This is a genomic window from Providencia rettgeri (assembly GCF_023205015.1).
In the GTDB taxonomy this organism is placed as follows: domain Bacteria; phylum Pseudomonadota; class Gammaproteobacteria; order Enterobacterales; family Enterobacteriaceae; genus Providencia; species Providencia rettgeri_E.
On record NZ_CP096258.1, the window covers coordinates 2,787,382 to 2,811,885 of the forward strand.

Genomic DNA, 24,504 nt, shown 5'->3' on the forward strand with positions numbered 1-24,504 from the left:
CAACTTAGAGTAAAAACCCAGCAAATTATCGCAGAAGAAAACAGAGAGGAATAAAGGAAGCCTTTTATCACTGAGCGTTAATTACGCTATCGTTTTAGTGATAAAAGGCAAATCAGAGCAAATTCAAACGATTGATTAGCGAAGGCCTAATTGAAAAATCAGGCTTTCAGCTTCACAGCTAAAACTAAACTCAGCCGTCAGCTCAACGCCACCCTCTACAGACTTAATAGAATGGGTTATCTCACAAGGGTCTGACTCAACAGATTTTGCTTTCTCTGTGAGTGTTTTCAACATAGTTTCCGCTTCATTTTGTGTAGCGAATACATGCTGATACGAGGCAGTGCAGTCTTTATTATCTAATACTGTTCCCACATCTACGCAGCAGCAGGCTGCGGTTTCATCCGCGCTACAACGGTTAATCGCATCAGTCATTTTACTCTCCAAATAAACAAACTGTTAAGTCGCTATCATAACGCTGAAAAAGTGCTAAAAACTAGTGTGTATCAAAATATATCACTAATAATTAAACATAAGTTTGATCTTACCCCGTGTTCGTATACTTTTTGCTCCCAATTCGTCAGTCAATGTTGCCATTTTGTTAAATATGTCGCATTTTTGAAAACAAAGTCACAATAACTGCAAAACAAGCTTGCAACATATCAGGTGGTCAGACCTATACTCTAGTAACTGGTCTGATTTGTCATAACGGCAAGGGACCCTACAATTCTGCGCTTCTTGCGATAGAAGTCGCTTTATTCAAAATAAAACATAAGAGGGTTTTGGTCATGAGCCAGAAAAACCTGTTTTCTAGATCAGCTTTAGCAATAGCAGTGGCAATTGTATCATCCAACGCAGGCGCGGCTGGTTTTTTGCTTAATGAATATTCTACATCCGCACTGGGACGCGCGTTTTCTGGGGCGGGTGCAATGGGCGACAACGCAAGTGAGGGAAGCCGAAACCCTGCTGCCATGATGTTGTTTGATCGTCCTTCTCTTTCTGTTGGTGCCGTTTATATTGACCCAAGCGTTGATATTAAAGGTAAAGGAGGCTCTTTACTTGGTAGTAATACAACAGCAAATGATATTGCGCCAAGCGCTGTAGTACCCAATGCTCACTTTATCTTCCCAGTTAATGACAAATGGGCGGTTGGTACTTCAATGACCACCAACTTTGGTTTAGCCACTGATTTTAATAAAAATTATGCTGCAGGCCCTATCGGTGGTAAAACAGACCTAAAAACTGTTAACCTGAACCTAAGTGGTGCATACCGCGTAAATAACAATTTCAGTTTTGGCTTGGGCGTGAACGCGGTATATGCCGATGCAGAAATTACTCGTCATGCAGGTGACCTTGGCGCTCTAGCACCTAGGCTTCCAGGAATGGGCCTTCCTGCATTTCCTGCCAGTACTACTATGGCCAAATTAACAGGGGATGATTGGGGTTATGGCTGGAATGCGGGTATTTTGTATGAAATCAATGATGATAACCGTTTAAGTTTAAGCTATCGTTCTAAAGTTAAAGTTAAGTTTGAAGATGGCAAATATTCCAATGACATACCTAAATCAATAACTCAGTTGCATGGTACTGGGGGCGAAAAAATCAAAGGTAAGTTAGACCTTAATTTACCAGATATTTGGGAATTCTCTGGGTACCATAAAGTTGCGCCTAAGTGGGCTTTACACTATAGCGTTGCCTATACTGGCTGGAGTGAATTTAAAGAATTAACCGCCTATAGAAAAAGTGATGGCGAACAGTTATTCCATAAACCTGAGCACTTTAAAGATGCTTGGCGTTTAGCACTCGGTACCACCTATTTTTATGATGATAACTGGACATTCCGTACCGGTATTGCCTACGACCAAACGCCTGTACGTTCAGATTACCGTTCTATTTCTATTCCTGACCAAGACCGTTACTGGTTAAGTGCTGGTACCACTTATGCATTTAATGAAAATGCGTCTGTTGATGTAGGGATTTCTTATATGCACGGTAAAAAAGTGGATATTAAAGAAAGATTAAGTGAAGATGTTCCTGAAAGTATCCTTCCAGCATATCATTTCAAATCTGAAGGTTCTGCTTGGTTATACGGTGTAAACTTCAACTATACGTTCTAATTAATCGAATTTTTAAGTATCGGGGAGTCCTCTCCCTGATACTATTATCAATGTCAATTGCTCCATCCCACTCATTTTCAAAACTTAACATAAATTTTCTTGACCCTAACCCGCATCATATGTAAATTAAATGTTAATCACATGAGTTCACCTCATCATTTCTTTATAAAATACACACTATCGCATTTTTAAGATAAATCGTTTTATATTTCATTAGATTATCATTCGTTCTCTGAATGTTCTTATTTGCAAGTACAACTCAATAGCATAATTTATATTGATGATACCCACTAATATATATGGCCTTTCATCAAACTGTATTAATAACGCTATATTCTATTATTGGCTACTGCCGCGAAGGCGTGTAAAAGAGGCAACAATGACGAAAACTTAGGAGGCTGTATGGGAACACTGTTTACTGTCGGTTTTATTGGTGTATTAGGGGTAATAGCCTTGATTGACACCGTCTCTCAACGAGGAAAGCGAGACAATGATTAGTTTTTTATTTATCACTCTCTAGTATCATGCGTATACAAGAGAGTGATAAACCTTCCAAAACAATTCAATTTACTAATCTATCGAATCAAGCTGGTCTTCAATTGCTGCTGCATTTGGGTTTTCCATGGCTTTTAACGCACCACCACTTGATAAGAAATCATTACGTTGAAAATAAGCTTCTCGCATCATTAAATACGGGTCTGAAGAGTTCTTCAATAATCCATCTGAATCTAATAACCTTGCTCGGGTTTCAATCCCTTCTAGTGCCCACTTACCTGCTGACATCCAAAATGTGAGATAACTTAGCATTGGATATAAATCATCAACTAAGTCACCCCCTTGTTCCCTCGGTGTTGCACTGCCATACCCCGGTAACACCACATAAGGACCATAGCCCACATCGTAATAGCCTAAAGTATTACCAAAACGTTTTGGCTCTTCTTTCGCTAATTGAGGGTTTGCCATTGTCGCCACATCAATGAGTCCCCCCATACCAAAGACAGTATTAAGGAAGAAGCGGTTAAAATGTTTGAAACCTTGAGTCACTTCCCCGCGCAGAAAGCTATTTAACATACTTGCAGGTTCTTCAAGGTTAACAAAAAAATTGGTTAATCCATTACGGGCAGGCATCGGGACATAATCATTCCAAGCAACAGCAACTGGCCTCAAAACATAAGGGTCAAGGACGTTATAGTTGAAATTAAACATTGCTCGGTTAAACCCTTCTAAGGGGTCTGAACGCTCATGTGTTTCTGGGTCAATGCTACTTGCACAACCTGCAATTAGCACCCCTGCCAGAAAAACGCCCGTCATGCGAAACTTCATAACACTTCTCCATTCCCTGTACCGTCCTACTGCGGTACTTTTCCACTGTAATAACTATTTTGCTTATAGTAAGGCGAAAAAAAGAATTATGTTAATCCTTTTGAGTTATTCGATTATCATAAAGGTTAATTATACGCCATTTAATAATATTCTTATTATAAGAAAATTGGACAATTAGTACAAAATAGAAATGTGCCCACTCAACCATAAAGATGATAACCACCCTATTTTCGAATGAAAAACAGCCAAATAAATATTTATGGAAGATAAATTCGATTATTTGTCCGTAACAACTTGATTCAATTAGACCTGAACAGTAAAATGCCTTCGCTGTCGTAATTACGACGCCAAAAGTCCCCTTAGTTAAATGGATATAACGAGCCCCTCCTAAGGGCTAGTTGCAGGTTCGATTCCTGCAGGGGACACCAGTACGACTTCTAAAGACCTCCAAGACTTCCAATTTTTCAAACAAAAACAACCAGTTAATTGTTTTTGACTTCCAAGAAGGTCTAGTAACTTCTAGTGGGATCTAGCACCATAAAATTAAATTTAATCTGAATTTGAATTTAAATATGGGCTTGTTCCATTCAAGCCCTTATTGCTAGCTAATTAAAGTGATGGGATGTGATTAGTTAAATGTCACTAACATTTCCGTAGAAGCGGTTACATCCCCTACTGGTAAATTGCTTCCACCAGAACATAATCGCCAAGTCACATTATTATTCAATACTTTCGTTGAATCTGCCGTGGTAATATTGCCTAGTTTAATTTGTTGGTTATCAAAAGTGATTCCGCTAGTTAACCCACAATCACCGCTACCTGTTACATTATTAATTTCACCAGTAATATAGCCACCACCTTGGTCTAGGCTCAATTGTGTCGGTGTATTATTATAAAGCCCAGATATAGCACGAAATTGCACATTAATATTGGCATCTATTTGGTCGGTCGGTTGACCACAGGTTATGTTCAATGGAGCGGTTACTGTTGCCAATTCACTGTTTTGCTGTGTGTTACTACTTACCGATCCGAAATTAATTGCTGTTACTGTGTCTACCGTGCATTCTAATGTGGAAACCCGTAGGGTAATGTAGCTAGGAAAGATCTGCTTAAATAGGCTATTAGGTTGATAGTGTCCAGCAAAAAGAGCTGGAATAATAATTTCAGCATTTTGTTGATTGCCATCAGCAACAATAACCCATGTCCCTGTTATATTATATGATACATTTCCTGGATCCCTATAAAAATTGCTCACATTTCCTGTTCGAGGAGAAAGACACCAAGGGGTAATTGAATTTGCAGTGGAATGAACCCCTTTAAATGTTCCTTCCGTCGTGGGTAAGCCTATAGTGGCTGTAAATAATTCATTATTATGCTCAGCTTGTACCTGATAAAGCCCTGATGCTGTTGCTCTTGGAACAAGCCCAACCCCTGCAGTAATGGGGAGTGCATCTATGCCTGCAATGGAGGTTAACCTTGTGTTGGGCATACATATATACTGAGTTGCATTTATACCAACAAGCCCATGACCCTCAGTTATATTAGGAGTAGTTATAGACGAGGAAATCCGCTCGCTAAAAGGCATCCCTTCCCACACAACCCCTGTACCTTTGCCAATTGTTATCATCTCGGATTGAGATGTTGGAATATACAAGCAATATCCCCCTAACCAGCAATATGCTGCTAATTTTATTATTTTCATTTCTCTACCTCACAATCCAAACTAAAGGTTTTTATCGACTGACTCGCGATTGCATCACCCATTGCGGCAAAATTAAATGCAGATTGGCATTGCTGAGATGCTGAGTTTCCCCATTTAACGGACAATATTCCACTATCCTTTAAACCGTTCAAGTACACCTGCCCTGCATCACCGACAATGCCAGTACTATTCTCATGAGAGCTGTCTTTCACTGTCACTACGGCGCCAAATGGCAGCAATTGTCCACGATGTTTTAACGTAATTAATGCTTGATAACCGACCCGCGTATTAAAGTTTGCTCGCACAATGGCCCCTTTCGTTGGATAAACATTGACACTTGACTGAGTGATATCCACATCTTCAGGTAAAGTGGCAGGGTTTAAATTAATGCTATTTTTTTGATAATTAGACAAATACGGTACCAACGCATACCCTTGGCTATCCGTTTTAATATTACCGTTCATAATCGAGGTTCCACTGGTATCTGGCGCGCTCACAAGCGCTGCTGAATTGCCGATGGTTTGGCCGAAAACAATCCCCTCTGAATGCACGATCGCCCCACCATTCGCACTCATATTGAGTGAACGATATTGGTTACTGTAGCTATACCCCATGTTGGCTGAACCTTTGCTGCCCTGATAACCGAGATTTAACGTGCTGGTATCATCAATATCGCGATTACTGTGCCCATGACTCAGGTTATAAGACAGGCGATTATCCAGTGTTGAGCCACTTAGCCCTATCTGTTGTTGCACATCTCCCTGACTGTTATGTGACATTTGGTAATTGGCATAGCTGTTACTCAATGAACCTGTGGAGGTAAACAAGCTGAAAGGTACCTGAAGGTTCAATGAAAATTGTCGATTTTCAGGCCAGCTATTGTCTTGTTTTATCCGATCAATGCTGTAATTCAGGCTATAGTTCACACCATATAGTGAACTGTTATATCCAGCAGAAAGTTGGTCATTAGTTTGGCCATTATTCCAATAGTCTTGACGCGATGCAGATAAATAAAGGGAGCCGTAATTCCTCAAATTTTGATTTACACGAACCTGAAAGTTTGAACGCTGGTGATATTGCCGCCACGGAACTTGGTCTTCATTCAACTGATAACCTGTATTATTAAAATCCGCAAAACTATAATAATTTTGAGTGGAATAACGATAAGCGGCTAAATCAATGGAAGTTCCTGTGCTTAATAAGCTTTTGGAATAACGTAGCCGATATGAATTCCCAGATTGGGTGTTAGCCTGTGCTTTTACGTTAGCCCGTGAAGTCGTGATATCAGAGGATATAGCACCGAAATCCCCTAACGATAACCCTACACCGCCCACAAAAGACATATAGTCTTGAGCCTGTAAGCTTCCGCCATAAAGCGTGATGTCATAGGGTAGGCCATAAACTAGCGTTGCCAACGCAAAATCCGATTCCCGAGAGCCGTGCGTGATATTGCCATTATAACGCCCTGCGGTAACTTCATATTTAAAGCCACCCGGTCGTTGCATAATCGGCAGTGAAGAGTATGCAATGTCCTGTGTTCTCACCGTACCATCCGCTTCCGTGATCGTTGCCGTTAACTCGCCACCTTGCCCACTTGGGTATAAATCATCAATGCGATAAGGCCCCGGCGCCACAAAAGTTTGATAAACAATATTGCCGTTTTGTGTGACAGTGATCCGTGCGTTAGACTGTGCTACACCACTAATAACAGGTGCAAAGCCTCTTAAACTGTTAGGCAACATCTCTTCATTGGAATTGAGCTTAACGCCACGAAATGGAATACTGTCGAACACATCATTACCAGAGCTATTTTCCCCCATCAAAATTTCAGATCGCCATGGCTGAATATCTCTCGCCACGTAGGTATTATTGAACTGGGTTCGTTGGTTGGTTTTCGTTCCTTGGCCCTTAGTAGCGTTTTCATTACGACTATAAACCATATCACTGCGAAGACGCCAAGCTTGCCAGTTTAGCCCGCTGCGAATATTGGCATAGAGGTTTGTCTGCTCAGATGAAGGCGTATATTTGCCACTATCACGCCAGTTACGGCCACCGTTAAAGCTGTAATTCATCATGAATGCTGGGATGCCTTGATCCCATAATTCAGGGTCAACATAATTACGTACCGCAGGTTGCATAGCAATTTGTGGGATACTCAACTTAAAACTCAATGTAGGGAAATCAAAAGACCAAGATGCATCTGGAATAAGTTGCTTTAAATCATTGATAGGTTTATCCACCGCCAATCCCTGAAATGCAGGTAAATGTTCGGTGTCTATGCCGACCTTATTTAATAATGCTGGCGTCATTTCTGGTTCCACAACACCTTGCGGGTTAGGTTTGAACGAAATGACATATTGACCTTTATCACTTCCATTAACCAATAGCGTGATAGAGTACGTTCCAGGGGGGATTTGCCCTGACGTTTCATAGAAACTTAAATCAGCAATTTCAGTTTGCCCATTGCTCAGAGCCAATAAATTAGGGTCAAAGTAATCTTTAGCCAATACACCAGATGCCCCTGTATAAACAGAAACCCCCATAAGTACGGGATAAAGTCTCATTTTATTTTTTTTCTTCATCATGGGATGACGTCCATAAATTCCGATAATTAAACTGGATGATTGACTAAAGGTTATAGTGCTTGGCTTATGGTTTTGGTGTTCCAGCCATCTTCATCGATTAATTGCCAAGTCACTTCCCCTTGTACCGCTTTTGGCAATGAATAAGTTTGTATTCCTTGTGCAGGAACCATTCGGCGCAATGCTGCTTTATCAAATACATAATCACCAACCTTTAAAGCTGAAAATGTCGCTTGATATTTCGTTGGGTTTCTAACCTGTAATTGGTTACTGCGGATTGAAAATTGCAATTTATCTGCCATTTCAACAACACCACGTTTATTTAAACCATCTGGTCTGTAAAACAGCTTTAAATTATTCACAACCACCATCGAGATATCGTTTTTAGTTTTATTTTCCTGAGCGGGTATTGCTCGCATCGAGATGTAATAAACAGATTCTTTATCGTCTGGTACTGGGTTATTATTTCGACGGATGCGAAGTGTTAACTCACTATTAGCTTCAAGACGTGTCAATGGTGGCGTAACAATAAAAGGAACATCCTGCTGTAAGGTATTATCTATATCTGCGTCCCCTGTTTCTGGAATAACATTAACTACCTTTGATTGAAGAAGATAAACATTGTTACTTTTATTATGAATTTTCAACACCACACCATTTTTATCACTTTGCATATAAATGACGCGTAATACATAAAATGAAATACCACCATTCTCTTCTTCTTTAGCATTGTTTTTTGAAAATACGCCAGAAGAAAACAGCAGTGAAAAAATAAACAGATAAATATATTTTAATTTCACGTTCATACCCCTCAAATACGGTGATGACATTCAGGTGATAAGCCACCAGCATCAGTAATGATTTTCCATCCAGCTGTTTTCCCTAAAAAATCCTCAGGGATTTTTAAATGACCAAATGGTGAAATCATTGATTCGTCATAGCTCAAATCAATTTTTTGGTTATTCATTTTTAGCTCCCCTATAGTGAGATAATAGGGAGTTGGATTGACTATTTCTGTTTCATTGTTTTTTTTGTTGAACAACAAGCTACAATATATTTTTTCATTTGGAGCAGTTAGGCCTAATGGCCGATAAAATAATTTAATACTAAATGCAATACCCATCGATAATTTAGTCACATCCTGTTCCTCTTTTTTTTGTGCAGGAATGCCAATTACCGATATATAAAATAGTGATTCTTGTTTTGTCGGTAAATTCAAATTATCCGCTATAATTCGTAATGCCTGCTGGCTCTCCGATTTTAAAGTGAATAATGGCGGTGTTATAATAAAATCACTTGATATAGTCTCTTTTAATGAGGTTAAAACTCGGCTTTGAATTAAGTAGTTTATTTCACTCGTATTTTTCACTGTTAATGGAACAGACTTTTTACCTTCATTAAAAATAACCCGTGTCTGACTGAGACTAATTCCTCCCGAGTTTGCATATACAGTCTGTGTTAATAACATCAATATAATAAGAAAAAATCTTTTTTTATTGTATCTAAGGTTTATATTACACATTTTGTGTTATTGATAATTAAATTCAAATAGAAGCTTGGCCGTTACCACTCCAGTATTAACGACACTGCACCCACTATTGCCACCACAACTGACTCCGGCATAAAAAGAAAGCTCTTGATTTAAAGGTGTTTGCCCCCCTGCCGCGAGCGGGTATGTTGCACCATTTTTAACCTCAGATTGGCTATAATTAGGCACCGAATTACTTTGAATGACCAAAATACCTGCCCCTGATGACGAGCTAGTATCCTGTCGAAATAGCCACTTATTGTCTTGAGTCACACCCGTCCCCGTCACTTTAACGATTGGTACTAAACCTTTGATGCTACTTCCCTGACAATCAGTAACTTGTAAGGTAAATGGTTCAGCTGACACCAATGTTTCTACAGTTAGTGAATTCTGGCTAATATCCCCTAAAGATAGGGCTGATTTATCTAAACTTAATGTACAAGTACCCTCATTAATTGTTGCCGAAAAATTTAATATGATTGCTGATGTAGGTGGTACTACTAAAAATAAGCCTAGAGTTCCCGCTAAAATACATTTAATGACTTGTATAAGCATTATTTCCTCCGATATCATTTATTGTTTTCCACTCAATAACTCCGGCTGTATTTTTCATTGGATATACATGGTTACTGAACGGTGATATCATTAATTCTTCAGGAGTATTTAATGGTATTTTCTTTCCTCCGACGGTTAGTGAAGATAAGCTGACATAGTAGGGGGAATCATTAACAACTTTTAATCCGTTCTCCATGACTAAAAACTTCAGGTTTTTTTGCGCTTCTTCTGAAGTCGTTAATAAATTGGTTGGACGATAAAACACCTTAATTATGTTGCCCACTGCAAATTGAATCGCTGCGGGTATATCATCGGATGCCTGCTCATTATTTATTTTTTTACTGGCTGGTAATGCAGATGTATGTAAATAAAATACAGATTCCCTATCTTTAGGTAAGTCAGTTGCATTTAATGTAATCCGAATTAGATTAACGCTATTTGGTTCCAAACGAAATAAGGGTGGTGTCACCGTAAAAGGAGCAGACACCATACTATCTTGAGCCCGACTTATTCCTGCCTGTACCAAATAAACAACATTATCAGTCGTATTTCGTACTGTTGTACTAATATCTTTGCTCCTTTCGGGATATACCAACCTAGTGGCGTTAATACCAAAACCGTTGGCATAGGAAAGAATTGAACAACACATCGCGCCCAATGCAATAAAAGAATAAAATATAGTAGAAAAAATACGTTGCATTCAAAAACCTCAAAAAATAAGTGTAGTGAGTTATAAAAACTCACTACATACTTAATTAGTTGTAAGCAAAGCTAAATAAAATTGGTGCATTTACTACACCAATTTGAGGTGTAGTAGATGTCGCTGCTAATCCTGCTTGAAATGCTAATGTTTTTCCATTGAACTCATTTGCGTTCGTAGTACTTGCATCCGCAATTTCAATTTTTTCTTGGTTCGTAATATAGGTTGTTGGTGATCCCGCTAGACTCAGCATGATGCCGGAATCTGTTCCTGTGCTATTAAACATATTGGTATTCCCTCCCAGTGTTTGGCCTGATACCACAACATTTGCAGTATCGCCTATGGCTTTGGGATTTTCACAGCCACTCAAACCAATAGTGAAGTTTTTAACGCTTGCAGAAAGCGGAGTTGCCACAGCTTGGGTAGCAAATTGTGATTGAGCAAAGTTACCTAAATCCAAATTCGCAGCAGATACAGACACATCACAGGTCGCCGCAACAACATTAGCGGTGATCGTCATTTGCGCATTTGATGCCGCATTAGATAAAGCTGAAGTTGATAATAAAATCAAAGCAGTTGGAACTAAAAATGTTAAATTACGCATAAATTAATACTCATGTTAAATGTTTAATATATAGTTTATTTAGGCTCTGATAATTGATATCAGAACTATAGGTTAGGGAAATAAGACATTCATCTCAAATTAATGAGCCAGTAAATTTATTAAATTAATAATGAGAAAATGAACCCAATGAAGTATTAGGCCCGTTAATAACTATAATTAAAAAAAACACATCCAGCAATATTCGTTAAAAGATGACTTTTTTAAAAAAAAGACACTCAAATTATAAAAACAATTAAAAATCAACCCAATGAATGAATATAAAATTAAAATTAAAATATTAATAAATACTATATTTACAAAAATAAAACATATCTTTTAGTATTTATTGCTTATAAACTAATTCCAGAAGCAATGCTACTAATTATGACAATCAGCGTAAGAATAAAATTAACAACAAAACATCATTTACGCTTTAATTAACCATCAAAAAAAGAAAATGAAATTTAAGCTTTTATATAAAGCCATTTCATTCAAACTTATAAACAATCCAACAAACCATAATGTAATAAAATTTACACATAATTTTTTCTTTATTTACAACTTAACTTAACCTTATATTTTTAAAGAAAATTAAAATCAAAAACATCGTTAAAAAATAAATAAAATATATTTTTATCCAATTATGATTGTTTACACAATTGTGACTTTTAACTATTATTTCCACTCCTGAAAAGTAAATCACTTAAATAGATAGATAATATGAGATTAAATAAAAAAATCGGATTATACATTCGATACGTAAGAAAAAGTCAAGGAATTTCAGCTGCAAAACTAGCACAACTTATTTTTATAAGTCAGCAACAAGTTTCAAGGTATGAACGGGGTATTAACACGATAAGTCTCGAAGTTGTTTTTAATATATTGAATATATTAAATATTCCTATAGATGACTTTGTCGAGAAGATAATAAAGCCAGAGCAGGAAGCTTTATATAATAAGATGATAATTGAATTAGAAAGAGAAGGCATTATTAGTAGTACCGTGAGTAGCGATACGTGCTCAATTAAGAGTATAAATAAACCCTGCAAGTAATTCTATGTATTTACCTTTTTATTAAATATGGCCGTCTAGACGGTCACCGAACTCAATAATAAAATGACTCATTTACTGTTTCCAGTTTTGAATTGGCATACTCCATTTTTAGAAGCTGATTCAATTACTAAATAAATCACTTTCCGCACAGAGTCACCACTGGGGAAGACCTTATGTTCTTTAATCGTATGACGGATAACGCTGTTTAATGGCTCTATGGCATTGGTTGTATAAATCGCTTTGCGGATATCATCAGGATAAGTAAAAATGTATTCACGTTTTCTCAGAGTGAGTACCAACTTTCACTAATTTTTGAGTATATTTCATCTCAGATTAAAGTGAGTTTCGCCAACAATATCAGTGCGAGAGCTTCTGTTGTAGCGCGATAAACGGTTTTTAGACCCGCAGTACAGTCTCTATAAACTAATAGTATCAATTTTGAATAAATTATCAGAAATTACCTAGAAAATGCACATATAAACTACCGCTACACTCTCTTTTTAGATATTAAAACTCATGCATTTAATCTAGTGAATATCTTTTAAGAGATTCCTTTCTTGATTAATATTTGTATCATTCCTTTGATTAACAAACGAACTATTACGGTTTTACTCTATTTTGCTAGATAGATACACTGATCTTATCTTGTAGCCTAACCCAATATCTAATACCTTATTATAAGGTAACCCCATAATATTAATATTTTTCTACTGAACTATTTCAACCATTTTTATTCATTTCTTAAAGAGTGGCTCTACATACCTAAAGATAACAGTAATATGACAATAATATTTCATTCTTATTAAATTTGATTCTTACTTGAGTATTTTTTTGCATTTAATCCCACTTTATATTTAACTCAATCATTGAGGTGATTTAGATTATTACTTCATGTTAGTGGTATTTAATAGATAACAACCATATTTTATGTTTCTACGGAGATTGTTATGAAAAAAGTACTCTATACCCTACTAATCCCTGTACTACTATTGTCCACTACACCCGCTTTTTCTTGCGTAATGTGGGGACAGCGCACATGTATTCAAGACTGTAAAAACGTCCCTTTTTGGTTATACCCAGTTTGTTTATATGGAGGGACTAATAACCACTAATGACAGTGATATTTTTCCCACCTAATATTAAATTTTAATCGTGTAGGAGACGGGATTTCTCCCGTCGTCCTCTTATACTCAACTACATGCGGCTACATACCCGCAATTACGCTAACTCTGTATCATTAAAAAGTTGTATCCATTTGCCATTACCTGACGACGCTACCGTATCTCCTTTCGGTGGCACAAACCCCGGCATACTACTTGAACTGCCCGGTGAGGTGATCACGGGTTTTGTTGGCTGAACTTCGGGCCATTTAGTACCGCCTGTCGAACCTTGCCCTTGCTGGCCATTGGCTTTTGGTGCCTCATTCTGCCCGTTTCCACTTTGCGAACCATTCCCTTTCGGTGGCACAAACCCCGGCATACTACTTGAACTGCCCGGTGAGGTGATCACGGGTTTTGTTGGCTGAACTTCGGGCCATTTAGTACCGCTTGTCGAACCTTGCCCTTGTTGGCCATTGGCTTTTGGTGCCTCATTCTGCCCGTTTCCACTTTGCGAACTATTTCCTTTCGGTGGCACAAACCCCGGCATACTACTTGAACTGCCCGGTGAGGTGATCACGGGTTTTGTTGGCTGAACTTCGGGCCATTTAGTACCGCCTGTCGAACCTTGCCCTTGCTGGCCATTGGCTTTTGGTGCCTCATTCTGCCCGTTTCCACTTTGCGAACCATTCCCTTTCGGTGGCACAAACCCCGGCATACTACTTGAACCGCCCGGTGAGGTGATCACGGGTTTTGTTGGCTGAACTTCGGGCCATTTAGTACCGCTTGTCGAACCTTGCCCTTGTTGGCCATTGGCTTTTGGTGCCTCATTCTGCCCGTTTCCACTTTGCGAACTATTTCCTTTCGGTGGCACAAACCCCGGCATACTACTTGAACTGCCCGGTGAGGTGATCACGGGTTTTGTTGGCTGAACTTCGGGCCATTTAGTAACTGGTTTAGTTTCCGGTGTTGTCGGCTTAGTTTCCGGTGTCGTTGGTTTCTTCTCCGGTGTTGTCGGTTTAGTTTCCGGTGTCGTCGGTTTCTTCTCCGGTGTTGTCGGTTTAGTTTCCGGTGTCGTCGGTTTCTTCTCCGGTGTCGTCGGTTTCTTCTCCGGTGTTGTCGGTTTCTTCTCCGGTGTCGTCGGTTTCTTCTCCGGTATTGTCGGTTTCTTCTCCGGTGTTGTCGGTTTCTTCTCCGGTGTTGTCGGTTTCTTCTCCGGTGTTGTCGGTTTCTTCTCCGGTGTTGTCGGTTTCTTCTCCGGTGTTGTCGGTTTCTTCTCCGGTGTTGTCGGTTTCTTCTCCGGTGTTGTCGGTTTCTTATTTGGAGTCGTAGATGAATCACTAGGTTTTTTATCTTTCCCTGACCCAATGCTCCCAACAGTAAACGAGATATCATTTCCAGCTATGACAACATCCTTGGTAACTTCACTCATGTTATCTTTATCTGTATTAAGATCACCATTAATTTTATCGAGATTTGGCTGGCCAACAGAAATTGTCGCCTTTTGATCCTCTTCATAGTCAATGGTATCACTCGTATTTACATAACCATTCGCTGTTGGCATCCCTTTCATTGAAACGCCAGCACCACCACCAGCCGTTAAGCCATCCTGTTTAATTGTGTCAGTTAAGGTTGTTGCATTAATATCACCACCAACATCAACACTACCTTCCCCTGATTGAGAAACAATATGACCTCCTGTCAGATTGACATCATTCCCAGTCTTAATATTCAACTCACCTGTCGTTTTAATCCCTGACTGCTCAGATGTCGTTTTTGACTGATATTCCTCACTTCCCTGGCCATAACTTCCCGAAGCTGTCGGTATCACACCTGATGTTGAAACAGCTAAACCAATAGATGCTCCCCACTGTTCACTGCTATCATTACGATTAACAGTATCTTGCACACTGGTAATATTTAAATCACCCCCCACATCAATATCCGCAGTATTACTGTTTATATTGGCTCCAGTTAATGATAAATCACCACCAGTCTTAATCGTGACGTTATCCCCTGTAATATTGCTATTTGTATAAGATGTTCCTGACTCTTTAGATGAACTTTTCTGTTCACTCGCATCGATAGAAACACCAACTCCTCCTCCCGTCAGTCCAACCGATGCTCCAGCACTTAAACCAACAGATAAAGAATTTGAAGATGAAGACTCTGTGTATTCAGTTTTCGCAGAGTTAACAGTAAGCTCGCCACCAATATCCATATCAACATTATTACCCGTGATATTAACACCATTTAATTCCGCATCACTTTTGGTGTTAATTTCAATATTATTTCCTTTAATCGTCGTAATATTTTCTTTAGAGGTTGTTGATTGAGTCGTATCAGATGTTTTATCTTTTCCAACACTAACTGAAGTACCCGCAATATCACCAAAAATAACATTTGTGACTTCTCCGGCAACTTCTGCAGTTGTAAGCCCTGCGTTTATTTCTTTACCGCTTTTATCTTGCTCAATTTTGTTACCAATTTTATCATATGCATCAATAACATCTGAATGAGCTTCAGCTTTGACTCCTATGAATGTTTCCTCATGAGTAACCGTTTTACTCGTCGTATCCTCATATTTAGTGGATTTCAGTTCATTCGCTTCTATTTTGATTGAATCACTTTCAAAGTCTCCCCCTCCAATATCCACAGTGTCACCTGCTTTAATCGTAAGGTCATTCCCGAAGTTCAGTGAAGCATTATTGTTCGTCACACTGTTTTCTGTCGTGGTAGTAGTTTCAGTTTTAAACCCTGCTTGAAATCCTCCGGTTTCAGTTGTTGGCGCAGAGCCTGGTCGTTTACTTCCCGCATTCGAAACTTGCGACTCTTTATTATTATGAGTCCCATTTTCAGCTGTTGTATTAGTGCCTTCTGCACTATAGGAATCATACTCTGCAGATTTTCCGAACCCGGACACCTTAGCACCAAGAACGAAACCTGAAGAAGAATCAACTTGTTCTGAATAGCTATAATCTTGGGTAGCCTGAACATCAATATTACCACCTGCATTGATATTCCCAGACTCCCCACTATATTCCCCTCCTTTCATCACAATATCGTTTGAGGCATTAATAGTTAAATTTCCACCAGCCTTAACCGTAGACTCAACACTTTTTGCCTCAGACGTCGTGGTTTCCTTGAGAGTACTTGTCAGTAGTCCTGATGATGTATACTCAGAATCATAACTAGAATCAACATCATAGAGATTATTAAATTTGACATCACCATCTTTGGCTGTTAGCGAAATATCTTTATCTGCTTCAATATCAACAGCATTAACAGTGACATTATTTCCGCTAATATCAATATTGCCTCCGGCAGTTACAGCATCATCATAACGATGTGTCACTTTCTTACCTTGGTCGTTATATCCAGTACTGGCCGTTAAAGTCACATCCCCTTCTTTTGCCTCTACTTTTATATTCTCTCCAGCCTTTAGCGCTGCACCTGAATTATGAATATCACCAGTTTCAGAGACAAGAGATATATTACCACCAGCTACTATCCCACCATTTTGGCCAACCGATGAATTAACAATATTATTCTCCGATTTAATATCAACATTACCGCCACTTTTAATCGAACCATTTACATTGTTAACTTCTGTTGCATCAATTTGCACATCTCCACCAGCAGAAACAATTGCTGATGCGTTAGATGAGTCATTCTTAATTTCCTCTAGTGTTGAAGGAGCTAAATAAATTCTAGGAACTAATACTTGGACACCTTCAACATCTTCTGTTACAAACCAAACAATATCTTTATCAAGGTTGTTAATTTGTTCAGGGGTCAATGGCTCACCAATAACAAATTCATCTGCACCATTCACAGTACCTGCATTGTCCATCAATTGTTTAGTTAAATCAGCACCTTCTACCCCATCACGAGTTAAGAAAAATGCACCGACAGAATCATCAATTTCACGACGGATTACTTCACTAATAAAATAGTTATCTCCAAGAACAATAACGGGTTCAGTAGGTTCATAACCGACTTGTTGAAAGAAATAATCGGAACCATAAAACGCATCCTGATTAATAAACTCAGGACGAGTCTCATACAACACATGTATATTTTCACTTGGATCAGGACTGGGTTGTAGATTCGCATAGCCACCAACTATGTCATTGTTTTTATCAAATAATCCCGGCATCTTTGCCATTTCTTCATAAGTATTTGAAGTTGTGATTCCTGATTGGTTTTCAAGCCTAGAAATATCTTTTTTACTGGTTGTCACATCATAAGAAGAATTATTAACGTTAATCTCCTGATCACCCACTTTCTCTATAACAACATGTTCATTGCTTTGCTTATCAACTGCGAGCTCTTTATCTAATCCATTATTAAAACTGCCATCTACATGTTGCAAATTTCCGCCAGCTGCAATAACACTTTTTTGCTCCGAGACAGCATAAAACTTAAGGTTGGAGTATTCTGGTTTACCTGTTACTGGATCACGTTGATTTAATTTTTGCCAATCATTTTGTAAATCCTCTTTGTTTTTCGCTTTCCAAGATGCGCCAAACAACTGTGACATATGTGCAGAAAATATCGTCTCATCACCAACTTTTTTTGTCGCCTTTAAGTAATTTTCATCGGACTCTGGTGATAAAATAAAGTCAATGAACTCGTGAAGTGTTGAAAACTCTTGCGTTTCTGTATTACTACCAATCGCTGACCAATGATACTTTGCCACTAATGGATCACTTAGTTGCTTATCTAAAATTGAATCATAACCTATAGAAATACTAAGTGCTTCATTCGTCAAATCCCCTCTGATGAACATGTTTCCACCAGATTGAATTGTTCCCCCTTTATTTTCCGTTTTTTGGCCACCTTCATATTTGTTTTGCTTGTTGATATTAAGCTCATTTTTTGCAGAAATAGTTGCTTGATCGTCTATTTCAATAATTCCTACAGGATTTGGAATACTCCCGGAGATATAATAGCTACAAGTAGCAAACCCTCCCCATCCACATGACGGTTGTGTATGTTGCCCATTAATTTGCTGGCTATTACTGTAATCCCACTCACCATCTTTATTATATATAGTTGTTTCATTCTTCAAATATTTAGACTCTATATTTATATTTTTTTCAGAACGTATTTTACCTCCCTTATTTATTACATTTTCTGCTGTAATATTAATATCACTTATAGCAGATACATTTGCTTTTTCATTATTAGAAAATGTTCCATTCTCAGTAATAATATTAACTTCTTTACTAGAGAAAATCAGCGCATTTTTTTCATTGGTGATATCTCCATTCGCTTCCAAATGAACATTATTACCACTTAAAATTCCGCTAGTATTAGTAATACTACCTGTAGCATAGAGCTGAATAGCAGCAGAGGACTCTAAAACCTTATTTACCGTTATTGAGCCTTCACTTTCTAGTTTCATACTTCCATTAGCATCATTGACTTGAAAATAACCGCTATCTTTGTCATAGATAAAATCATTGTTAATTTTGAAATATAAATCATTCGTTGCTATAATATAACCATCGTTATTTGTTATATTTTGATAAATTTCAACATGAGTATTACCATCTGACTTTATATTTGATTTATTATTGTGTAGGTTATTGGTTTTTATTACAACATTATTATCGGCATAAATTTCAGAGCCTTCCGTATTTGAGATAGAGTTTGCAGCATTAATCTCCAATTCATTTATCGCATCAATTAAAGCTGTTTTATTATTAACATCCTCTGCTACAATATGCATTGAATTTTGAGCTGAAATATATGCATCCACTCTAAAATTATTATTTGTAGATATATTATCGATTCGTTTAACATTTAGATAAATGTTTCCATCAGAATCAATAAAAGAGTCTTCATTTTTTAAATATAGAATATCATCAGCTTTTATATTACCAGCCTTTATGTGCCCCTCATGTATGTTCAATAAGTCAGAAATGTTACTTAGAATTAAGTCATTACCTGCCAATATGACACCACCATTATTTTTCAATGTATCTACATTGCTAAATTTAATATTATTCTCAGCGGAAATCTCTCCTGAATTAGCTATATTTTTTATATTGTTAAATTTAATGTTATTGCTGGCTGCGATCAAACTCCCCGCTAAGTTTGATATAGCATTAATATCCTCTAAGTAAACATTTCCATTCTCAGAAACTATTTTTGCACCTAATTTATTTTCAACCACATCTACATTTGTAAGCACTAAGTTTTGATTAGAATAGATACCGCCATCTTTGGAATTAGCAGAACTGTTTATCAATTTACTTACTTTATTTATTTCTAGATTTCCTCCAGAAACTATGCTTCCATCTTGGTTATTTATTTCTCTAATATCAGTTAATGATAACTGATTTTCCGCATAAATAGCACCACTATTAGTTAACTCACTGACTTTATTTATCTTTAATTTGTCTTTAGAATTGATTTTAGATCCTTGTTCATTGACTAAATGATTGGCATTACTTATTAGGATTGAGTTCCCTTGAATAACAGCATCACTTCCCTTATTTTTAATAGAATTAGTTTTATCAATAACTAATTTTTCATTTGAAATAATAGCTCCGGAGTTTTCTAAAGTGTTGAAATTTAAAATATCTATATCTTCACCTTGCAACCTCCCTTGGTTATTAATGCTGTTCTCTCCCGCACCTTGCAGAGTAAGCTTATTTCCTGAAATTATTTCGGAACCCTTAAAATTATTAATATTACCCGTAGATGTTATATTCAACTCATTCTTAGCATTAATTTTATTGCTATTATCAATTTCCTTAGAGTTAATATTAAGATTATTACCTGAAGCAATGGTACCTTTATTTATCAGGCGACCATCTTTAGTATTAATGTTAACATTCTGTCCTTGTAAAAGTCCCGAATTATCAATTTCTTTGCTTACTTTGAGGTTCAGCCAACCATTTTTTGCAACTATCTCACCATCATTTTTCATTTCTAAAGAATTAACATTAACTTCTTCAGCTACAATCACACCTGAATTAAATAAATTATTTAACTCTAATGTCACCGAATTTTGAGAAGTTAGCATACTCGTATTCTTTAGAGTTTTTGATGTTATATGCAGATTACCAGATGCAGAAAGAACTCCATCATTATTAAAAATATCGGTGATATCAAAAACTAAGCTTCCTGACCTTCCAATAAATACACCATTGTTGTTTGTCAGACTACCAGCTTTAACATTAATATTTCCTGAATCCGCCATAGTTGTGGAAGTAGAGGAAATCATTGCATCTTTTACAATTGTCCCGTTACCATCATATACAACATAATTACCATCTTGAAGATTAATTTTAGCATTAGGAATAACCTCACCTTTACTATTTGTGGCATATAATTGCCCTTCTAAAATATATTCCCCTTTTACATTGATAATGATGCTATCAATTTCAGTTGGATATTTAGAATTTTTAACAAAAATACCTGCGGATTGCTGTAAAAATCTATCTGCTGCTATATCTATTTTTCCTTCTTCAGAAACTAAATCAGCAGCAAGCGTCAACGTTTTTTTAGAGTGAATATCAACATTATTTTTTGCAGAGATTCCACCTAAGCCTGCTTTATTTTTGCTGATAGTGATATTCTCACCGTTAAGTTTAACTGAACTATTTTTAGATTGCAGAGCCGTTAATTTTAAATCACCATCCGCTGTAATATCTAATGAAGACTGAGAAACTATACTTCCTTTATGATGTACCCCCAAACCAGTTTCAGTGCTAATAAGCTCAACTCGATTTCCATAGATAGAACCGAGTTCACTACCATCAATGGCAACAACAGGTTTATTTTCTCCGCTAGCCCCGGTTTTAACATACGTACCTTTTGAGGTGTTATATTTATTACTTCCTGCTAATAATTTAACATCCGCACTTCCTGCTATCTGCCCATCTAGTTTAATAGCACGACTGATAATCTCAAAGTTTGACAAACCATCGGTAGAAATACCATTTCCTGTTATATTTACTTGTCCTTTATTGACATTCAGTAAATACTGCCCATCAGATAGTTCAACCTTTCCAGTACTCAATGTGAGATTATTTGCATTTAATGTCTTAGCACCATTAACTTCGATACCATTTTCATTCGCTATAATAAGGTCAGCACTTTTACCAAATACTTCCATCGTGCCATTCAACTGAGTACCTTTAACACCTCCAACCTCGTTTATAATAACATTAGCTTCATTATTTAAATTGTTATTTTTTATAACAAAACCACCCGTCTGGCTCACACCATCGTTTTTACTATTATTAAAAATCACACCATTTTTATCGACATTAAATTCTTGGTATTTATTATGAGAAATACCATTAGAATTTGGGTCTACAATATTAATAGTAGGTGTTCCATTTGCAGATTGATTAACATTAAGATCACCAGCTCCTTCGCCAGGTATAATTGCAGATAATGACTGAATAGGAAATGCGGTTGTAAAAATAGCCAAGTAAACTGGAGATAGCTTAAAGAACTTCTTACTCGCAGAATAAGAAGAAGCTATTGAATTAGATTTATTCAATTTAGATTCCTAATAAAAATTAATTTTGTTTAAAATAAATTATTAAAAATTGACACCGATACGATAGTATATTGCAAGGTTATCAACATCCCTGTTACGTAAGCTTTTCGGCTTTATTAAAGGCCACCCTGCTGACAAAGATGATGAAAAATATTTTTGATTTAATCTAAGGCCTAGAGCCCCTCCTGATATATATTCCCCAGAACATTTATTTACATAGATGCTGCAATTATTTTTAATATAACCAACATCATAACCAAAAAATGGTGTTGCCATAACCCCGCCAAAACCATTAAAATAAAATGGAAATTTTTGAGTATTTGAAATATATCCACCATTATTTCCAGAAATAGACTCTTCCTTAAAACCTCTAACAGAATATTCATCCCCTATGGTGATATTTTGATCGCTAACTAATATATTATTACTGTATTGAAATGATGTATTTAAATCATAGCTAATAGAAAACCTATCAAATTGATAAATATTTTTCGACCAACTAACCAAACCATTCATTTTAACAAAATTAATATCAAAACCTTTTAAATCAGGATCATTAACCCAGGCAGAGCCAAACCAAGGCGTTCCTTTCGTAAAAGATAGATCCCAATAAGTTCCACCATCCCATATTGTTGTAACGTCATTCATCCCAATAGAAATATTACTGTAACGCTTACTACTTACATCAATTATTAAATTCTGTATTCTATTTAGGTTATCTTTAACATCTAAAGCAGTATAAAGTGATAATTTATGCTCACTGTTTCGAAAAACAACATGATTAAATTTAAATGAATAACGTTCTGAATTACCATCGCTTTTATATCCACCAAAGTTTCCACCAATTAATTTCTCATACTCTGAACGATAATAAGATGCATCAAAAGATGAGTAACCAAATGGTATTGAATATGATACTGACCAAGAATTTTGCGTATCTGCCTTTTGTTTTAACTCATTGTAGCCGTAATAAAAACCTAGAATGTCATTAAAGCCAATAAAGTTATTAACGCTAAGGTTCCCACTATACTGATTCCACCCTGACTCCTTTCTTCCTGAGTTATTTAACTTCAAAGAGCCATTAATATAATCATATTCTAGGTTTTCAATATCTAAATTGGAAAATCCAATTTCATCATCTGCTAACACCCTGATCTTTGCTTTATATGATATTCTTAAAAGGTTATCCAAGGTCTGATCGACATCAGATATGTCTAATACTTTTCCTTTATAAAAAGGAAATGCACTGTTCACTCTCATCTTTTGAAAAAAAGTAGGATTTTTACCATCAATTAATACATCATTAATTTTTCCCCAAAGAACCATTAACCGAAGCTCTTTTGAGTTTAAATTTCCTTCTTGGATAGTTAAAAGTGTTGTAGTGTATCCTTTGTCAATATAAAAATTAGTCAAATCACCTATTAATTTTAAAATTTCGGTTTTACCTAACTCTTTACCAGTATAATTTTTGAGTATATTATTTCTTTTTTTTGAGTTAGCAAATACATCATCATTTTCTATCACAATTGATGTGATAAGATACTTAACGTTATCTAATTCTTTTTCTAATTCATAATCTTTTTCTATTATTTTTTTATTATTATTATTAATCTCTCGATTAATCCATTTTTCTTTATTAATATTGTCAATATTTCTTTCACGGATCAGTTTATCTAATTCCCTTGTAGAATCTGACATATTCCCCGCATCCGTATTAGCTAAAGAATAAATTGAATAACCACATAAAAATATTAATAAAAACAATACCACTAATATATATTTATTTTTCATACTAATTGACCGAAAGTGTTATAAACGCATCAGCATTAATAGTTCCGATTGAAAGCTTACTTTTACTTTCAATCTCTATAGCTGCTTTTAAATTAAGTAAATAAGGTATTCCATTTTCTATTTTTATTTGATCTCCAGGCTCAGTACGGGAAACAATAGAATTGTCTTCATTCATAAGCTTAATAGAAACGCCTCCTTTTCCTGCGGTTCCTAAATTCTCCAACTTCCCTGTACTTCCAAATTTCCCTTGATAATAAACACCTACGTATTGCGTCTGGTCACAATAAATTTCCAGTTGAAAGTTTTCCCCTCCCTTATTGAACCGACCACTTTTTAAATCATCAATACTGTAATTTCCAAGATCAACAATCACATCATCTTTCACATAACAAGATTTGGCTTTTGTCTCTATATCTTCATCCAAAACTATACGCATAAAATTAACATCATTATCCCTTCCCCTTATTACTACAGTTGCTATTTCTGTATTTTTTGATATTTTCCCTGTTCTAATTCCACTCATTTTTACAAATTCGACAACCAATTGTTGGCTAACATTACAAGGAGTTTTACATTGCCTATTAAATGGAAAATAATTAGTTGATGAATTTACTGAGCTATCACTTGTTGGCCAATAAATACGTAACCCTAAACCAGGAATTGATGTTTTAATCGTATCTCTATCATATTTTCCAAAATTAACTCTATCCGAATAAACACCTATCAGCTCTAATTCTTGCTGATTATTAGTCGTGCTATTTATTACTTTTGTATTTATTTTATGCTCGCTTTTGGATAAAACTGCCCCCAATGGTTTATCATGGTAATCTATAATTTTATTATCATTTAAATAAATATTTTCTGTATATACACTTGAAAAGCATTTTATAGAAACGAAAAACAACATTAAAAATATTGAAATTTTCAT

Annotated in this window: 14 protein-coding genes, 1 tRNA gene and 1 pseudogene; 3 read left to right on the top strand and 13 right to left on the bottom strand. The window is 36.5% G+C overall.

What is annotated here, in order from left to right; all coding sequences use genetic code 11:
- Window positions 1-135: 135 nt before the first annotated feature.
- A complete protein-coding gene (locus M0M83_RS12740; RefSeq protein ID WP_125891354.1) occupies window positions 136-432 on the bottom strand; it encodes a YfcZ/YiiS family protein in 297 nt (98 codons plus the stop codon).
- Window positions 433-785: 353 nt separating this feature from the next.
- Here M0M83_RS12740 and fadL point away from each other — a divergent pair, with 353 nt between their 5' ends.
- Window positions 786-2,114, top strand: a complete 1,329-nt coding sequence (gene fadL, locus M0M83_RS12745; RefSeq protein WP_248466679.1) for a long-chain fatty acid transporter FadL — start codon at window positions 786-788, stop codon at window positions 2,112-2,114.
- A 570-nt stretch (window positions 2,115-2,684) separates the two neighbouring features.
- On the opposite strand, the gene mlaA is transcribed toward fadL, so the two are convergent.
- Window positions 2,685-3,437 carry a phospholipid-binding lipoprotein MlaA gene (mlaA, locus tag M0M83_RS12750; protein ID WP_125891356.1) on the bottom strand — a complete coding sequence of 251 codons (753 nt, stop codon included), beginning with the start codon at window positions 3,435-3,437 and terminating at the stop codon, window positions 2,685-2,687.
- Window positions 3,438-3,790: 353 nt separating this feature from the next.
- Between mlaA and M0M83_RS12755 the strand changes: the two genes are divergently transcribed.
- Window positions 3,791-3,865, top strand: a tRNA-Arg gene (locus tag M0M83_RS12755).
- A gap of 200 nt (window positions 3,866-4,065) precedes the next feature.
- Here M0M83_RS12755 and M0M83_RS12760 read toward each other — a convergent pair.
- From M0M83_RS12760 to M0M83_RS12790, 7 genes are read right to left on the bottom strand one after another with little or no spacing between them, the layout of a single operon-like run.
- On the bottom strand, window positions 4,066-5,139 hold the full coding sequence (locus tag M0M83_RS12760) for a hypothetical protein (protein WP_248466680.1): 1,074 nt from the start codon (window positions 5,137-5,139) through the stop codon (window positions 4,066-4,068).
- Window positions 5,136-7,724, bottom strand: a complete 2,589-nt coding sequence (locus M0M83_RS12765) for a fimbria/pilus outer membrane usher protein (protein WP_248466681.1) — start codon at window positions 7,722-7,724, stop codon at window positions 5,136-5,138. The genes M0M83_RS12760 and M0M83_RS12765 overlap by 4 nt, the downstream gene beginning before the upstream one ends.
- Before the next feature lie 50 nt (window positions 7,725-7,774).
- Window positions 7,775-8,521, bottom strand: coding sequence for a fimbrial biogenesis chaperone (locus M0M83_RS12770; protein WP_248466682.1), 747 nt, complete (start codon window positions 8,519-8,521; stop codon window positions 7,775-7,777).
- 11 nt (window positions 8,522-8,532) lie between these two features.
- On the bottom strand, window positions 8,533-9,189 hold the full coding sequence (locus M0M83_RS12775; protein ID WP_248466683.1) for a fimbrial biogenesis chaperone: 657 nt from the start codon (window positions 9,187-9,189) through the stop codon (window positions 8,533-8,535).
- Window positions 9,190-9,249: 60 nt separating this feature from the next.
- Entirely contained in the window at window positions 9,250-9,804 is a 555-nt protein-coding gene (locus M0M83_RS12780; RefSeq protein ID WP_248466684.1) for a fimbrial protein, read from the bottom strand.
- Window positions 9,785-10,504 (bottom strand): fimbrial biogenesis chaperone, encoded by a 720-nt coding sequence (locus M0M83_RS12785; protein ID WP_248466685.1) that lies wholly within the window; start codon window positions 10,502-10,504, stop codon window positions 9,785-9,787. Before M0M83_RS12785 ends, M0M83_RS12780 begins: the two co-directional genes overlap by 20 nt.
- A 55-nt stretch (window positions 10,505-10,559) precedes the next feature.
- Window positions 10,560-11,108: a fimbrial protein gene (locus M0M83_RS12790; protein WP_125891361.1), complete on the bottom strand. Its 549-nt coding sequence runs from the start codon at window positions 11,106-11,108 to the stop codon at window positions 10,560-10,562.
- Window positions 11,109-11,828: 720 nt separating this feature from the next.
- On the opposite strand from M0M83_RS12790, the gene M0M83_RS12795 reads away from it, so the two are divergent.
- Window positions 11,829-12,161, top strand: a complete 333-nt coding sequence (locus M0M83_RS12795) for a helix-turn-helix domain-containing protein (protein ID WP_248466686.1) — start codon at window positions 11,829-11,831, stop codon at window positions 12,159-12,161.
- A gap of 72 nt (window positions 12,162-12,233) precedes the next feature.
- Here the strand turns inward: M0M83_RS12795 and M0M83_RS12800 are convergent.
- From M0M83_RS12800 to M0M83_RS12815, 4 genes and pseudogenes are all read right to left on the bottom strand, one after another.
- Window positions 12,234-12,582, bottom strand: a pseudogene (locus M0M83_RS12800) (transposase); the annotation flags it as partial.
- Between the two features lie 797 nt (window positions 12,583-13,379).
- Window positions 13,380-21,785, bottom strand: coding sequence for a hemagglutinin repeat-containing protein (locus M0M83_RS12805; RefSeq protein WP_248466687.1), 8,406 nt, complete (start codon window positions 21,783-21,785; stop codon window positions 13,380-13,382).
- Between the two features lie 42 nt (window positions 21,786-21,827).
- Window positions 21,828-23,576: a ShlB/FhaC/HecB family hemolysin secretion/activation protein gene (locus tag M0M83_RS12810; RefSeq protein WP_248466688.1), complete on the bottom strand. Its 1,749-nt coding sequence runs from the start codon at window positions 23,574-23,576 to the stop codon at window positions 21,828-21,830.
- Window position 23,577: 1 nt separating this feature from the next.
- Window positions 23,578-24,504 (bottom strand): fimbrial protein, encoded by a 927-nt coding sequence (locus M0M83_RS12815; RefSeq protein ID WP_248466689.1) that lies wholly within the window; start codon window positions 24,502-24,504, stop codon window positions 23,578-23,580.